At 63.1% G+C, this 14,765-nt stretch carries 12 protein-coding genes; 9 read left to right on the forward strand and 3 right to left on the reverse strand.

Annotated features, from left to right (window positions below; translation table 11 throughout):
* Positions 1-126 precede the first annotated feature (126 nt).
* From IF103_RS06410 to IF103_RS06440, 7 genes are all read left to right on the forward strand, one after another.
* Positions 127-651, forward strand: a complete 525-nt coding sequence (locus IF103_RS06410; protein ID WP_023379252.1) for a DUF2059 domain-containing protein — start codon at positions 127-129, stop codon at positions 649-651.
* A 10-nt stretch (positions 652-661) separates the two neighbouring features.
* Positions 662-961, forward strand: a complete 300-nt coding sequence (locus IF103_RS06415) for a BolA family protein (protein WP_023379253.1) — start codon at positions 662-664, stop codon at positions 959-961.
* 187 nt (positions 962-1,148) lie between these two features.
* A complete protein-coding gene (gene trhO, locus IF103_RS06420; protein ID WP_023379254.1) occupies positions 1,149-2,081 on the forward strand; it encodes an oxygen-dependent tRNA uridine(34) hydroxylase TrhO in 933 nt (310 codons plus the stop codon).
* Between the two features lie 3 nt (positions 2,082-2,084).
* Entirely contained in the window at positions 2,085-2,717 is a 633-nt protein-coding gene (locus tag IF103_RS06425) for a DsbA family protein (protein WP_023379255.1), read from the forward strand.
* Complete coding sequence (locus IF103_RS06430; protein ID WP_027906878.1) at positions 2,710-4,542, forward strand: ABC transporter ATP-binding protein; 1,833 nt, start codon at positions 2,710-2,712, stop codon at positions 4,540-4,542. The genes IF103_RS06425 and IF103_RS06430 overlap by 8 nt, the downstream gene beginning before the upstream one ends.
* A gap of 149 nt (positions 4,543-4,691) precedes the next feature.
* A complete protein-coding gene (locus tag IF103_RS06435; protein WP_027906877.1) occupies positions 4,692-7,148 on the forward strand; it encodes an EAL domain-containing protein in 2,457 nt (818 codons plus the stop codon).
* Between the two features lie 36 nt (positions 7,149-7,184).
* The gene (locus IF103_RS06440) at positions 7,185-7,970 is read left to right on the forward strand and encodes an iron-containing redox enzyme family protein (protein ID WP_023379258.1); all 786 of its coding nucleotides are present in this window, start codon (positions 7,185-7,187) and stop codon (positions 7,968-7,970) included.
* 47 nt (positions 7,971-8,017) lie between these two features.
* Here the strand turns inward: IF103_RS06440 and IF103_RS06445 are convergent, their stop codons facing one another.
* From IF103_RS06445 to ubiG, 3 genes are all read right to left on the reverse strand, one after another.
* Complete coding sequence (locus IF103_RS06445) at positions 8,018-8,758, reverse strand: YciK family oxidoreductase (protein WP_023379259.1); 741 nt, start codon at positions 8,756-8,758, stop codon at positions 8,018-8,020.
* A 156-nt stretch (positions 8,759-8,914) separates the two neighbouring features.
* Complete coding sequence (gene mupP / locus IF103_RS06450; protein WP_023379260.1) at positions 8,915-9,586, reverse strand: N-acetylmuramic acid 6-phosphate phosphatase MupP; 672 nt, start codon at positions 9,584-9,586, stop codon at positions 8,915-8,917.
* A gap of 2 nt (positions 9,587-9,588) precedes the next feature.
* Positions 9,589-10,287, reverse strand: coding sequence for a bifunctional 2-polyprenyl-6-hydroxyphenol methylase/3-demethylubiquinol 3-O-methyltransferase UbiG (gene ubiG / locus IF103_RS06455; protein ID WP_023379261.1), 699 nt, complete (start codon positions 10,285-10,287; stop codon positions 9,589-9,591).
* Between the two features lie 111 nt (positions 10,288-10,398).
* On the opposite strand from ubiG, the gene mtnA reads away from it, so the two are divergent.
* Complete coding sequence (gene mtnA / locus IF103_RS06460; protein ID WP_027906875.1) at positions 10,399-11,475, forward strand: S-methyl-5-thioribose-1-phosphate isomerase; 1,077 nt, start codon at positions 10,399-10,401, stop codon at positions 11,473-11,475.
* Between the two features lie 404 nt (positions 11,476-11,879).
* Complete coding sequence (gene gyrA, locus IF103_RS06465; protein ID WP_023379263.1) at positions 11,880-14,651, forward strand: DNA gyrase subunit A; 2,772 nt, start codon at positions 11,880-11,882, stop codon at positions 14,649-14,651.
* The last annotated feature ends 114 nt before the right edge of the window (positions 14,652-14,765 follow it).

Here is a 14,765-nt window from a genome sequence, read left to right on the forward strand (position 1 = left end):
ATCGCAGTTTAGGCCCTCATTCGGCAGAGCGGTTCCATCGCTCGTCGTGCCACTTGAGCACTTCGCCACCACAGCGCAGAATGCTCTACTCTGAGGTACCCGCCTCCCTTTCTTGAAGGAAATGCAATGACCCGTCTCCGTGTCCTCTGTGCCGCCGTTGCCCTGGCCTGCGCCAGCGGCCAGGTGCTCGCTGCCACCGCCAGCCACAACGCTGCCGCCGAGAAATTCCTGACCCTGGCCAACGCCGACAAGCTGGGCACTCCGGTGTACATGCAGGTCCAGCAGATGTTCGCCCAGCGCTTCGCCCAGACCAAGGCGCCTGCCTCCAAGCAGTCGGTGCTGGAAAGCTACCAGGCCAAGGCCAACGCCGCCCTGGACAGCGCCATTGGTTGGAACAAGCTCAAGCCGAAGATGGTCGACCTGTACACCCAGACCTTCACCGAGCAGGAGCTCAAGGACCTGGTCAAGTTCTACGAGTCGCCGCTTGGCAAGAAAGTGCTGCGCGAAATGCCCAAAGTCACCCAGCAGTCGGCCCAGTTGACCCAGCAGAGCCTGGAGCCTGCCGTGCCGGTGGTGAACAAGCTGCTCGACGACATGACCAAGGAACTGGACCCGAACGCTGGCAAGGCCGCGGCGCCGGCGAAGAAGTGAGTAACACCCGATGACCATGCAGGAACGTATCCACCAGCAACTGACAGCGCTGGCGCCGCAACACCTTGAAGTGCTCAACGAAAGCCACATGCACAGCCGTGGCCAGGAGACCCACTACAAGGCAGTCATCGTCAGCGAGCAGTTCGCCGGCCTGAACAGCGTCAAGCGCCACCAGAAGGTGTACGCCACCATGGGCGAGCTGATGAGCCAGATCCATGCACTGGCGATTCACACCTACACCGCCGAGGAATGGACCCAGGTTGGCGCCGCACCGGCCTCGCCAGTGTGCGCCGGTGGCGGCAAGCACTGATTCCTTTTTTTTGTTCTGGTAGAATCCGCGTCATCCCAAGGGGGCCGCTGCGCGGCCCATCGCCAGCAAGCCCGCGCCTACAGCCTGTAGGCGTCGGCTTGCCAGCGATGGGCTGCACGGCAGCCCCTTTGCTTTTGTAGAACCCGGTCCGCCCCTTACGAGGGCAACCACCTGGAGATTCAGATTCATGTCCCAAGCTATCGTCGTGGCGGCGCTGTACAAGTTCGTCACCCTGGAAGACTACGTCGAACTGCGCGAGCCGCTGCTAAAGACCATGCTCGACAACGGCGTGAAAGGTACCCTGCTGCTGGCCCACGAGGGCATCAACGGTACCGTTTCCGCCACCCGCGAAGGCATCGACGCGCTGCTCGCCTGGCTGCGCAACGACCCGCGCCTGGTCGATGTCGACCACAAAGAGTCCTACTGCGACGAGCAACCGTTCTACCGCACCAAGGTCAAGCTCAAGAAAGAGATCGTCACCCTCGGCGTGCCGGGCGTGGACCCCAACCAGAAGGTCGGCACCTACGTCGATCCGAAGGACTGGAACGCCCTGATCAGCGACCCGGAGGTGCTGCTGATCGACACCCGCAACGACTACGAAGTGGCCATCGGCACCTTCAAGGGCGCCATCGATCCGAAGACCGAAACCTTCCGCGAGTTCCCCGAGTACATCAAGGCCAACTTCGACCCGAGCAAGCACAAGAAGGTGGCGATGTTCTGCACCGGTGGCATCCGTTGCGAAAAAGCCTCCAGCTACATGCTCGGTGAAGGCTTCGAGGAGGTCTATCATCTTAAGGGCGGCATTCTGAAATACTTCGAGGAAGTGCCTCAGGAAGAAAGCCTCTGGGACGGCGACTGCTTCGTCTTCGACAACCGGGTCACGGTGCGCCATGACCTGAGTGAAGGCGAGTACGACCAGTGCCATGCCTGCCGCCACCCAATCAATGTGGAGGACCGTGCGTCCGAGCATTACTCGCCTGGTGTCAGCTGCCCACACTGCTGGGACACCCTGAGTGAGAAGACCCGGCGCAGCGCCATCGACCGGCAGAAGCAGATCGAGCTCGCCAAGGCGCGCAACCTGCCACATCCGATCGGTTACAACTACAAAGCCGAGGCTTGATACATGTCCGCACGCCTGCTCTATGTGATGGACCCGATGTGCTCCTGGTGCTGGGGCTTCGCACCCGTTGCTGAGGCCCTGATCGCCCAGGCGCGTGAGGCCGGTGTACCGACGCGTGTGGTGCCGGGCGGGTTGCGTACCGGCGGCAGTGCCTTGGACGCATCCACGCGTAAGTACATCCTCGAGCATTGGCAGGCGGTGGCGGATGCCACCGGGCAACCGTTTCGTTTCGACGGGGCGATGCCCGACGGTTTCGTCTATGACACCGAGCCGGCATGCCGCGCCCTGGTAACCGCCCGCGAGCTGGACGCCGAGCGCGTCTGGCCGCTGCTGGCGCTGATCCAGCGTTCTTTCTACGAGCAGGGTGTGGATGTCACCCGTGCCCCGCAACTGGTCGAGCTGGCCGAACAAGTGGGCTTCGACCGCGAGCGGTTTGCCCAGCACTTCGCCAGCCACGACGTCCGCGCCGCCACGGCAGCCGACTTCAGCTGGGTGCAGGATTTGGGTATCGCCGGTTTTCCGACCCTGCTGGCCGAGCGTAATGGGCAGTTGGCCTTGCTGACCAATGGCTACCAGCCGCTGGATCGCCTGCAACCCTTGCTTGGCCGCTGGCTAGGGCAGGCCGCCTGTGCTTGATCTGCCAGGGTCACCCGACCCTGTGCCGGGGAAACCCTCTTCCGTGGCCGATCGTCTGAGCTGGGCGGAAATTCGCCGCCTGGCCCTGCATCACAAGAAACAGCTGTGGTCCGCCAACCTGGTCGCCGTGTTGGCCGCGTGCTGCAGCGTGCCCATTCCGCTGCTGCTGCCATTGCTGGTGGACGAGGTGCTGCTCGGCCACGGTGATGCTGCATTGAAGTGGATGAACCACCTGCTGCCGACCGGCTGGCAAGTGGCCGCGGGCTACATCGGCCTGATGCTGGTGGCCACGCTGTGCCTGCGCCTGGCGGCTCTGGCGTTCAACGTTATCCAGGCCAAGCTGTTCGCCGGTTTGGCGAAGGACATCGTCTACCGCCTGCGCATCCGCCTGATCGAGCGCCTCAAGCGCATTTCCTTGAAAGAGTACGAAAGCCTCGGCAGCGGCACGGTGACCACTCACCTGGTCACCGACCTGGATACCCTCGACAAATTCGTCGGCGAGACCCTTAGCCGGTTCCTGGTCGCCATGCTCACACTGACCGGCACCGCCGCCATCCTCATCTGGATGCACTGGAAGCTGGCCTTGCTGATTCTGTTGTTCAACCCGCTGGTGATCTACTTCACCGTGCAGTTGGGCAAGCGCGTCAAGCACCTGAAGAAGCTCGAAAACGACAGCACCTCGCGCTTTACCCAGGCCTTGGCCGAAACCCTCGACGCCATCCAGGAGATACGCGCCGGCAACCGCCAGGGCTACTTCCTGGGGCGCCTTGGCCTGCGGGCCCGGGAGGTGCGGGACTACGCCGTGGAGTCGCAATGGAAGAGCGATGCCAGTGGCCGTGCCAGTGGCCTGCTGTTCCAGTTCGGTATCGATATCTTCCGTGCCGCGGCCATGCTCACGGTGCTGTTCTCGGACTTGTCCATCGGCCAGATGCTGGCCGTGTTCAGCTACTTGTGGTTCATGATCGGGCCGGTGGAACAACTGCTGAACCTGCAGTACGCCTATTATGCGGCCGGTGGTGCGCTGAGCCGTGTCAACGAGCTGCTGGCACGTGACGACGAGCCGCAGTACCCGGCGGCCTGCGACCCGTTCGCCGGGCGCGAGACGGTGGGCATCGAAGTGCGAGACCTGCGCTTCGCCTACGCCGACGAGCCGGTGCTGGAACACCTCGACCTGGCCATTGCGCCGGGGGAGAAGGTGGCCATCGTGGGCGCCAGTGGCGGAGGCAAGAGCACGCTGGTGCAACTGCTGCTGGGGCTGTACAGCGCCCAGGCCGGCACCATTCGCTTCGGTGGCGCCAGCTTGCAGGAAATTGGCCTGGAAACCCTGCGCGAGAACGTTGCGGTGGTGCTGCAGCATCCGTCGCTGTTCAACGACACCGTACGCGCCAACCTGACCATGGGCCGCGAATGTACCGACGAGGCCTGCTGGCAGGCCCTGCGCGTGGCCCAGCTGGATGCGACCATCGCTGCTTTGCCGCAAGGCCTGGACAGCGTGGTCGGCCGTTCCGGGGTGCGCCTTTCCGGTGGCCAGCGTCAGCGCCTGGCCATCGCCCGTATGGTACTGGCCGAGCCCAAGGTGGTGATTCTCGACGAGGCCACCTCGGCCCTGGACGCTGCCACTGAATACAACTTGCACCAAGCCTTGTCGCACTTCCTGCGGGGCCGCACCACGTTGATCATCGCCCACCGCCTTTCGGCAGTGAAGCAGGCGGATCGGGTGCTGGTGTTCGATGGCGGGCACGTGGCCGAAGATGGCGGACACCAGCAGTTGATCGCCGAAGGCGGCCTGTACGCCAAGCTTTACGGGCATTTGCAGCAGACTTGACGAGCCGGTCGCCGGCTCGTCGGTCCGCCCGGAACCGCAAAATTTTCCCGATTACCGCCCTTAAAAACCCCGTCGTGCAGATGGCAAATGGCCTACGCTGTGCTTGTCTGGGTTGATCGACGCCTCATCTGCTCTGCGACAGGGATTACATGAAGGGAAAACGGACTCTCGAAGCGCCAAAGCTACTCGGTATCATTTGGCCCTTCATTGCTGTTGTGGTCTTCCAGGTGTTGCTGGGCAGTCTCAGCCTTTATGCGCTGTCGGCTGTGCGCGCCTACGTGGCTGGTGAAAGCCTGTGGTCCAAGGCCCAGAAAGACGCCATCTACTACCTCAACCTTTATGCCGACAACCGCGATGCGCAAACCTTCGAGCGCTACCGCGAGGCGATCAAGGTGCCCCAGGGCGATCACGAACTGCGCGTGGTGCTCGACCAGCCCAACCCGGACCTGGACGCGGCGCGCCGGGCTATCTTGCAGGGCGGCAACCATCCCGATGATGTCGACCGCATCATCTGGTTCTACCGCAACTTTCGCCAGATCAGCTACATGCAGCGGGCAATCGCCTACTGGGATATCGGCGATGCCCACCTGAACCAGCTGGATGTGCTGGCCACGGAGATGCGCGAAGGCTTCGCGTCGGCCAGGGTCAATGCGCGGCAGTTGGGCGAGTGGAAGGCACGCATCGTTGCCATCAATGAAGGCGTGACCCCAGCGGCCAAGGCATTCAGCGATGCCCTGGGCGAAGGCTCGCGCATGCTGTTGCGGGTGCTACTGATCACCAACCTGCTGACCGCGCTGTTCCTCATCAGCTTTGCCTGGCGCCGTTCGAGCAAGCTGTTGGCCCAGCGCCAGGCCTTCGCCAGCGCCCTGCAGGAAGAGAAAGAGCGGGCGCAGACTACCCTGCAGGCCATCGGCGATGCGGTGATCACCACCGATGTCGAGGGTTGCATTGGCTACATGAACCCCGCCGCCGAGCAACTGACCCACTGGCAGGCCGGCCAGGCCCATGGCTTGCCATTGTCGGCGCTGTTCAGCCTGGTGGACGAACAGGACGACCAGGAAAGCGCCTCCCTGGTCGAACAGGTGATCAGCGGCAACCTCAAGGGTGGCTCCGACCATTCCAGGCTGATCCAACGCCTGGATGGCAGCACGGTGTCCATCAACCTGGTCGGCTCACCCATCATCAACGAAGGGCAGGTGGCCGGCATCGTGCTGGTGCTGCACGACATGACCCAGGAGCGCCAGTACATCGCCAACCTGTCCTGGCAGGCGACCCACGATGCCCTGACGGGGCTGGCCAACCGCCGTGAATTCGAATATCGCCTGGAGCAGGTGCTCAACGACCTGGCGCGGCAGAATGGCCGGCACTCGCTGATGTTCCTCGACCTCGATCAGTTCAAACTGGTCAACGACACCTGCGGCCACGCTGCCGGCGATGAGCTGCTGCGGCATATCTGTGCAGTGCTGCAGGCCTGCCTGCGCGAAAGCGATACCCTGGCTCGCCTGGGGGGCGACGAGTTCGGCGTGCTCTTGGAGAACTGTCCGGCCGAGCAGGCCGAGCGCATCGCCGAGCACCTGCGCCAAAGTGTGCAGAGCCTGCATTTTGTCTGGAAGGGGCGGCCTTTCGTCACCACCGTCAGCATTGGCCTGGTGCACATGGCCCAGGCCCCTGGCACCCTCGAGGCATCGCTGCGGGCTGCCGACATGGCCTGCTACATGGCCAAGGAAAAAGGCCGTAACCGGGTTCAGGTGTACCACGTCGATGACAGCGAACTGTCCATGCGGTTTGGCGAGATGGCCTGGATCCAGCGCCTGCATGTGGCCCTGGAGGAAAACCGCTTTTGCCTCTATGCCCAGGAAATCGCCGCGCTCAAGACCCTCGAAGGCCCGGGCCACATCGAGATCCTGTTGCGCCTGCACGATGAAGGCGGCCGTACCATCTTGCCTGACAGCTTCATCCCTGCGGCTGAACGCTATGGCTTGATGACCGCCCTGGACCGTTGGGTGGTGCGCAACGTGTTCCAGGTGATTCGCCAGTGCCTGGACGAAGGTCGCGAAGGGCCGTTGTCGATGTGCGCGATCAACCTTTCAGGCTCCAGCATCGGTGACGACAAGTTCCTGGAGTATTTGCAGAGGCTGTTCGCCGAGTATTCGATTCCTCCCCGGTTAATCTGTTTTGAAATAACCGAGACCAGCGCTATCGCCAATTTGGGTAGCGCTATTCGCTTCATCAATGAATTGAAAGGATTGGGCTGCAAATTCTCCCTCGACGACTTCTGCGCCGGAATGTCGTCATTCGCCTATTTGAAGCATTTGCCTGTAGACTTCCTGAAGATCGACGGAAGTTTCGTAAAAGATATGCTCGACGATCCGGTCAATCGTGCCATGGTCGAGGTGATCAACCACATTGGCCATGTGATGGGCAAACGCACCATTGCCGAGTTCGTCGAAACCCCGTTGATCGAACAGGCCTTGCAGGAGATCGGCGTGGATTACGCCCAGGGCTATTTGATCGAACGTCCGCAGGTATTCACCTGCGACAGTCTGCAACGCCAACGGATTGCCGCGAGACCCCTTTTGCACAGGGCGCCGGGAACGTTTCGCTGAAATGTCCCGATAATCACATGGATCAAGGAGCTGAACGTGATTGACTCATTCATACGTATCGGGCCACTGATGGACCCGGCCAGTTACCCGCAATGGGCTCAGCAACTGATTGAAGAGTGTCGTGAAAGCAAGCGCCGGGTGGTCGAGCATGAGTTCTATGAGCGCCTGCGCGATAACCAACTACGACCTGCCACGATTCGCCAGTACCTGATCGGTGGCTGGCCGGTGGTCGAGCAGTTTTCCCTGTACATGGCCCATAACCTCACCAAGACCCGCTATGCCCGCCATCCCGGCGAAGACATGGCGCGGCGTTGGCTGATGCGCAACATCCGGGTCGAGCTGCACCATGCCGACTATTGGGTGAATTGGTGCCAGGCCCATGGCATTCACCTGCACGAGTTGCAGGCACAGGAAGTGCCGCCAGAGCTGAATGGCCTGAATGACTGGTGCTGGCGTGTGTGTACCACCGAATCGCTGGCCATTGCCATGGCTGCGACCAACTACGCCATCGAAGGGGCGACCGGAGAATGGTCGGCGGTGGTCTGCTCGACCGACACCTATGCCGAGGGCTTCCCGCCAGAGCAGCGCAAGCGCGCCATGAAATGGCTGAAAATGCATGCTCAGTACGACGATGCCCACCCTTGGGAGGCGCTGGAGATCATCTGTACCCTGGCGGGTGAAAACCCGACATTGGGTCTGCGCACCGAGCTGCGCAGGGCGATCTGCAAGAGCTACGACTGCATGTACCTGTTCCTTGAGCGGTGCATGCAGCTCGAAGGGCGCCAGCAGGGGCGTCTGCGCCCGGCGTTGGTGGCCGGTTGAGTCTTGCGGATGGGGCCGTAAAGCGGCCCCATCCGTGACGAACGGGCTTACTGGGCGTCGAACGCCTGCCCATTGACCCCGGAGCTGTCCGGCCCCATCAGGTACAGGTACACCGGCATGATTTCTTCAGGCAGCGGGTTGTTCTGTGGGTTCTCGCTCGGGTACGCCTGTGCCCGCATCGCGGTGCGGGTAGCCCCAGGGTTGATGCTGTTGGAGCGCACCGGGGCAACGCCGTCGAGCTCGTCGGCCAGGGTTTGCATCAGCCCTTCGGTGGCGAACTTCGAAACACCATAGGCGCCCCAGTATGCCCGGCCCTTGCGCCCGACGCTGCTGGAGGTGAACACCACCGACGCGTCCTCGGACAGCTTGAGCAGCGGCAGCAGGGTGCTGGTGAGCATGAAGGTCGCGTTGACGTTGATGTGCATCACGCGCATGAAATTGTCACCCGACAGCTGCTCCAGCGGCGTGCGCGGGCCGATGATCGAGGCGTTGTTCAGCAAACCATCAAGGCGGCCGAACTGTTCCTCGATCATTGCCGCCAGCTCGTCGTACTGGTGGGGCAGGGCGGTTTCCAGGTTGAACGGGATCACCACCGGTTGCGGGTGGCCGGCCGCTTCGATCTGGTCATAGACCTCGTTGAGGTTGGCCTCGGTCTTGCCCAGCAGCAGCACGGTGGCGCCCAGGGCGGCATAGGCCTTGGCGGCAGCGGCGCCGATGCCGCGACCGGCACCCGTGACCAGAATGATGCGGCCCTTGAGCAGGTCGGGGCGGGCGGTGTAGTCGAACATTGTTCTGTCCTTCGAGTTCGTGCGGGCGACCCGGCCCCCTTGTGGGGGCGGGTTTACCCGCGAATGCGTACGTTCAGGCGCCGTGGTCGTCCGGGCTGGCGCATTCGCGGGTAAACCCGCTCCTACAGGGACGGCGCCCGGCGCATCAGTCGGGTTTCAGCAACCGCACAGCGCGCTGTCGATCACTTTGCGCAGTTCCAGCGGGTGGTCCACCACCACGTCGGCACCCCAGTTGTTCGGGTTGTCTTCTGGATGAATATAGCCATAGCGAACTGCCGCCGTGCGGGTGCCGGCATCGCGGCCGGACTCGATGTCCCGCAAGTCGTCGCCGACGAACAGTACGCTGGCCGGGTCAAGGTTCAGCGTGGTGCAGGCCAGGATCAGCGGCTCGGGGTCGGGCTTGCTGTTTTTCACGTGGTCCGGGCAGATCAGCAAGGCCGAACGCTCGGCCAGGCCCAGCCGCTGCATGATCGGCTCGGCGAAACGCACCGGTTTGTTGGTGACCACGCCCCACAGCAGGTTGCCTTTCTCGATGTCGGCCAGCAGTTCGCCCATGCCGTCGAACAGCCTGCTGTGCACTGCGCAGTCGCGCTGGTAGCGCTCCAGGAATTCCAGGCGCAGGGCCTCGAAGCCCTCGGCGTCGGGGTCCATCGCAAAGGTGGCGGCGACCATGGCGCGGGCGCCACCGGAAATCACGTCACGGATGCGCTTGTCGTCGATGGCCGGCAGGTTACGCTCGGCCAGCATGGCCTGGCAGATGGCGATGAAGTCCGGCGCCGTGTCGAGCAGGGTGCCGTCCATGTCGAAGAGTACCGCTCGCAAACGCATGCTCATTCCTCGCGCAGGGTCTGGATCATGTAGTTGACGTCTACATCGCTGCTGAGCTTGTAATGCTTGGTCAGCGGGTTGTAGGTCAGGCCGATGATGTCCTTGACTTCAAGGCCGGCGGCGCGGCTCCAGGCGCCCAGTTCCGAAGGGCGGATGAATTTCTTGAAGTCGTGGGTGCCGCGCGGCAGCATCTTGAGGATGTACTCGGCGCCGACGATGGCCAGCAGGTATGCCTTCGGGTTGCGGTTGATGGTGGAGAAGAACACCTGGCCGCCGGGTTTGACCATGCGGTAGCAGGCGCGAATCACCGAGGAGGGGTCCGGCACGTGTTCGAGCATCTCCAGGCAGGTGACCACGTCGAATTGCCCGGGCATCTCTTCGGCCAGGGCTTCGGCGGTGATCTGCCGGTATTCGACCTGCACGCCGGATTCGAGCTGGTGCAGCTGGGCGACCGCCAGCGGGGCTTCGCCCATGTCGATGCCGGTGACGGTGGCGCCGCGCAGGGCCATCGCCTCGCTGAGGATGCCGCCGCCACAGCCCACGTCGAGCACTTTCTTGCCGGCCAGGCTGACGCGCTCGTCGATCCAGTTGACCCGCAGCGGGTTGATGTCGTGCAGCGGCTTGAACTCGCTTTCGCGGTCCCACCAGCGGTGCGCCAAGGCTTCAAACTTGGCGATTTCGGCGTGGTCGACGTTGCTCATGTGAACAGTCCTCTGAAACTTCGCTAGATTGCGCGGGAGTATACCCGAGCGCCCAGGGCTGAGGGTCGCTATAATCGCCCGCTTTTGACATCCGAACGACGGGGAGAGGCGATGCGCGAGCGACTTTTGGCGGCGGAGAAGGTGACCGGGATCCGCTGGCAGGACGGCGCCCTGCACCTGCTCGACCAGCGTTTGCTGCCATCGCAAGAGCGCTGGCTGGCCTGCGACAATGTCTCACAGGTGGTGGAAGCGATTCGGGATATGACCGTGCGCGGCGCTGCCGCCATCGGCATTGCCGCGGCTTTCGGCCTGGTTCTGGCGCTGCGCGAGCGCCTGGCGGCGGGCGGCGACTGGGAAACCGACCTGGAAGAGGATTTCCTCAACCTGGCCGAGGCGCGCCCGACCGCCGCCAACCTGTTCTGGTCGCTCAACCGCATGCGCGAGCGCCTGCTGCGCTTGCGCCCCGAAGAAGACGTGCTGGCGGCGCTGGAGGCCGAGGCGGTGGCCATTCACGAGAGTGATCGCGAGGCCAACCTGACCATGGCCCAGCACGGCATCGAGCTGATCCGTCGTCATCAGGGCAACGAGCAGACACTGCTCACCTACGGTAATGCCGGCGCCCTGGCCAGTGGCGGCTTCGGTACCGCGCTGGGGGTGATCCGCGCAGGGTTCCTGGAGGGTATGGTCGAGCGGGTCTACGCCGGCGAGACCCGCCCGTGGTTGCAGGGCTCGCGGCTGACCGCCTGGGAGCTGGCCCGCGAGAGTATTCCCGTCACCCTGTGCGCCGATTCGGCCTTGGCCCACCTGATGAAAAGCAAGGGCATTACCTGGGTAGTGGTCGGTGCCGACTGCATCGCTGCCAACGGTGACGTGGCCAGCAAGATCGGCACTTATCAGCTGGCAGTCAGCGCCATGCACCATGGTGTGCGCTTCATGGTGGTGGCACCGAGCACCAGCATCGACCTGAACCTGGCGACCGGCGAGGACATTCCGCTGGAAGAGCGTGATGCCGACGAGTTGCTGGATTACGCCGGTACCCGGGTCGCGCCGGATGTGGAAGTGTTCAATCCGGTGTTCGATGTGACTCCAGCGGATCTGATCGATGTAATCGTGACCGAGAAAGGTGTCGTCGAACGACCGGACACCGCCAAGCTGGCGCAATTGATGTGTCGCAAGCGTTTGCACTGACCGGGGTGTAGGGCGGGGGCGTCTTTGGGGTCGAGCGCTGCCCGCGCGGGGCATCGCGAGCAAGGCTCGCTCCTACGGTTGTTTCGAGGCAATGAGTTACTGGCCTGAAACAGGTGTAGGAGCGAGCCTTGCTCGCGATGCCCCGCGCGGGCGGCGCTCGATCGCCCAGGCGATACACCGCTTACGTCAGGCCACCTGCCACATCTCCCCACTGCCACTGCCTTTGTGGTAACATCCGGCAGTTTCCAAGACCGCCCATGACGGCGGCCTTCATTGCGCAAGTCCATGGCTCAACTCATTGATTTGTCGTAAGTCGTCGCACCCTTATGCGCTGCGGCGGCGAGCTTCGTTCGGCCCTTGAAGGAGGCTGCGAAGTTTCACCAGAAAAAGGAATCAGGCTTCTCATGGGCGAACTGGCCAAAGAAATCCTCCCGGTCAATATCGAAGACGAACTGAGACAGTCTTACCTCGACTACGCGATGAGCGTGATTGTCGGGCGAGCGCTGCCCGATGCGCGTGACGGCTTGAAGCCCGTGCATCGCCGCGTTCTCTTTGCGATGAGCGAGCTGGGCAACGACTGGAACAAGCCGTACAAGAAATCCGCCCGTGTGGTCGGTGACGTGATCGGTAAGTACCACCCGCACGGCGATACCGCGGTCTACGACACAATCGTGCGTATGGCCCAGCCATTCTCGCTGCGCTACCTGCTGGTCGACGGCCAGGGCAACTTCGGTTCGGTGGACGGCGACAACGCCGCGGCCATGCGATACACCGAAGTGCGCATGGCCAAGCTGGCCCACGAGCTGCTGGCCGACCTGCACAAGGAAACCGTCGACTGGGTGCCCAACTACGACGGCACCGAGCAGATCCCGGCGGTCATGCCTACCCGTATTCCCAACCTGCTGGTCAACGGTTCCAGCGGTATTGCCGTGGGCATGGCGACCAACATCCCGCCGCACAACCTGGGTGAGGTCATCGACGGCTGCCTGGCGCTGATCGACAACCCGGACGTCACCGTCGACGAGCTGATGCAGTACATCCCGGGCCCCGACTTCCCCACTGCCGGCCTGATCAACGGTCGTCAGGGCATCATCGAGGCCTACCGCACCGGCCGTGGCCGTATCTACATGCGCGCCCGCTCCGAGATCGAAGACATCGACAAGGTCGGTGGTCGCCAGCAGATCGTGATCACCGAGCTGCCTTACCAGCTGAACAAGGCGCGCCTGATCGAGAAGATCGCCGAGCTGGTCAAAGAGAAGAAGATCGAGGGCATCACCGAGTTGCGCGACGAGTCCGACAAGGACGGCATGCGCATCGTCATCGAGCTGCGTCGCGGCGAGGTGCCGGAGGTGGTGCTGAACAATCTGTATCAGCAGACCCAGCTGCAGGCCGTGTTTGGCATCAACGTCGTTGCGTTGGTCGATGGCCGTCCGCGCCTGCTCAACCTCAAGGACCTGCTCGAAGCTTTCGTCCGTCACCGCCGTGAAGTGGTGACCCGTCGTACCGTGTTCGAGCTGCGCAAGGCCCGTGAGCGCGGCCACATCCTCGAAGGCCAGGCGGTCGCGCTGTCCAACATCGACCCGGTCATCGCCCTGATCAAGGCTTCGCCGACGCCGTCGGAAGCCAAGGAAGCGCTGATTTCCAAGGCTTGGGAATCCAGCGCCGTCCAACTGATGGTCGAGCGCGCCGGAGCCGACTCCTGCCGCCCAGAAGACCTGCCGGAGCAATACGGCCTGCGTGACGGCAAGTATTACCTGTCGCCGGAACAGGCCCAGGCCATCCTGGACCTGCGTCTGCACCGCCTGACCGGCCTGGAACACGAGAAGCTGCTGGCTGAGTACCAGGAGATCCTGGAACAGATCGGCGAGCTGATCCGTATCCTCAACAGCGCCCAGCGCCTGATGGAAGTGATCCGCGAAGAGCTCGAAGCCATCCGCGCCGAATACGGCGATGCCCGTCGCACCGAAATCCTCGATGCCCGCCATGACCTCAACTACGGCGACATGATCCCGGAAGAAGAGCGCGTGGTGACCATTTCCCACGGCGGCTACGCCAAGACTCAGCCGCTGTCGGCCTACCAGGCCCAGCGCCGTGGTGGCAAGGGCAAGTCGGCCACCGGCGTGAAGGACGAGGACTACATCGAGCACCTGCTGGTCGCCAACAGCCACGCCACGCTGCTGCTGTTCTCCAGCAAGGGCAAGGTCTACTGGCTCAAGACCTACGACATCCCAGAGGCGTCCCGTGCCGCCCGCGGCCGTCCGCTGGTCAACCTGCTGCCGCTGGAAGAGGGTGAGCGCATCACCGCCATGCTGCAGATCGACCTGGAAGCACTGCAGCAGAGCGCTGGCGCCGAGGAAGAGCTGGAGGACGGGGAAGACACCGTGCTCGAAGGCGAAGTGATCGAGGCCGAGGAAGTCGACGAAGAAGACGGCGACACCCCGGAATGGGTCGCCGAACCGACCGGCGCCTACATCTTCATGGCTACCGCTTCCGGTACCGTCAAAAAGACCCCGCTGGTGCAGTTCGCCCGTCCGCGCTCCAACGGCCTGATCGCCTTGAAGCTCAAGGAAGGTGACACCCTGATCGCTGCGGCCATCACCGACGGCGCCAAGGAAGTCATGATGTTCTCCGACGCGGGCAAGGTGATCCGCTTCGCCGAAAGCGTGGTGCGTGAAATGGGCCGTAACGCCCGTGGTGTACGCGGCATGAAGCTGGGCAAGGGGCAGCGGATCATCTCCATGCTGATTCCTGAGTCCGGCGCCCAGATTCTCACCGCTTCCGAGCGTGGCTTCGGCAAGCGCACCCCGCTGTCCAAGTTCCCGCGTCGCGGCCGTGGTGGCCAGGGTGTCATCGCCATGGGGACCAAAGGCCGCAATGGCCTGCTGATCGGCGCCATCCAGGTGCAGGAAGGCGAAGAGATCATGCTGATCTCCGACCAGGGCACGCTGGTGCGCACACGGGTTGGCGAAGTCTCCAGCCTGGGTCGTAACACCCAGGGCGTGACGTTGATCAAGCTGGCCAACGACGAGACGCTGGTGGGCCTGGAACGGATCCAGGAACCGTCCGAGGAAGAAGTCGATGAGATCATCGAGTCGGACGAGGAGGGTGTCGAAGCGGCTGTGCCGGATGCGGCAGACGATGACACTGCGGGTGCCGAAGAGGCACCGCAGGAATAAGCAAGCGCAAAACCCGAGCGGGGCGACCAAGGTCGCCCCGTTTGACTGATTAAGCTGGGCAATTGGGGCGCAGAGCAGCCCTGATACAGGCGTCACAATGTCGACTGGTCGGCA

The sequence above is a fragment of the Pseudomonas sp. SK2 genome, from assembly GCF_016772395.1.
Classification (GTDB): Bacteria; Pseudomonadota; Gammaproteobacteria; order Pseudomonadales; family Pseudomonadaceae; genus Aquipseudomonas; species Aquipseudomonas taiwanensis.

Coding starts and splice junctions, on each gene's coding strand:
- mupP (WP_023379260.1), bottom strand. CDS start 9,586: ATGCGTTTGCGAGCGGTACTCTTCGACATGGACGGCACCCTGCTCGAC.
- ubiG (WP_023379261.1), bottom strand. CDS start 10,287: ATGAGCAACGTCGACCACGCCGAAATCGCCAAGTTTGAAGCCTTGGCG.
- IF103_RS06435 (WP_027906877.1), top strand. CDS start 4,692: ATGAAGGGAAAACGGACTCTCGAAGCGCCAAAGCTACTCGGTATCATT.
- gyrA (WP_023379263.1), top strand. CDS start 11,880: ATGGGCGAACTGGCCAAAGAAATCCTCCCGGTCAATATCGAAGACGAA.
- IF103_RS06445 (WP_023379259.1), bottom strand. CDS start 8,758: ATGTTCGACTACACCGCCCGCCCCGACCTGCTCAAGGGCCGCATCATT.
- IF103_RS06425 (WP_023379255.1), top strand. CDS start 2,085: ATGTCCGCACGCCTGCTCTATGTGATGGACCCGATGTGCTCCTGGTGC.
- IF103_RS06415 (WP_023379253.1), top strand. CDS start 662: ATGACCATGCAGGAACGTATCCACCAGCAACTGACAGCGCTGGCGCCG.
- IF103_RS06410 (WP_023379252.1), top strand. CDS start 127: ATGACCCGTCTCCGTGTCCTCTGTGCCGCCGTTGCCCTGGCCTGCGCC.
- trhO (WP_023379254.1), top strand. CDS start 1,149: ATGTCCCAAGCTATCGTCGTGGCGGCGCTGTACAAGTTCGTCACCCTG.
- mtnA (WP_027906875.1), top strand. CDS start 10,399: ATGCGCGAGCGACTTTTGGCGGCGGAGAAGGTGACCGGGATCCGCTGG.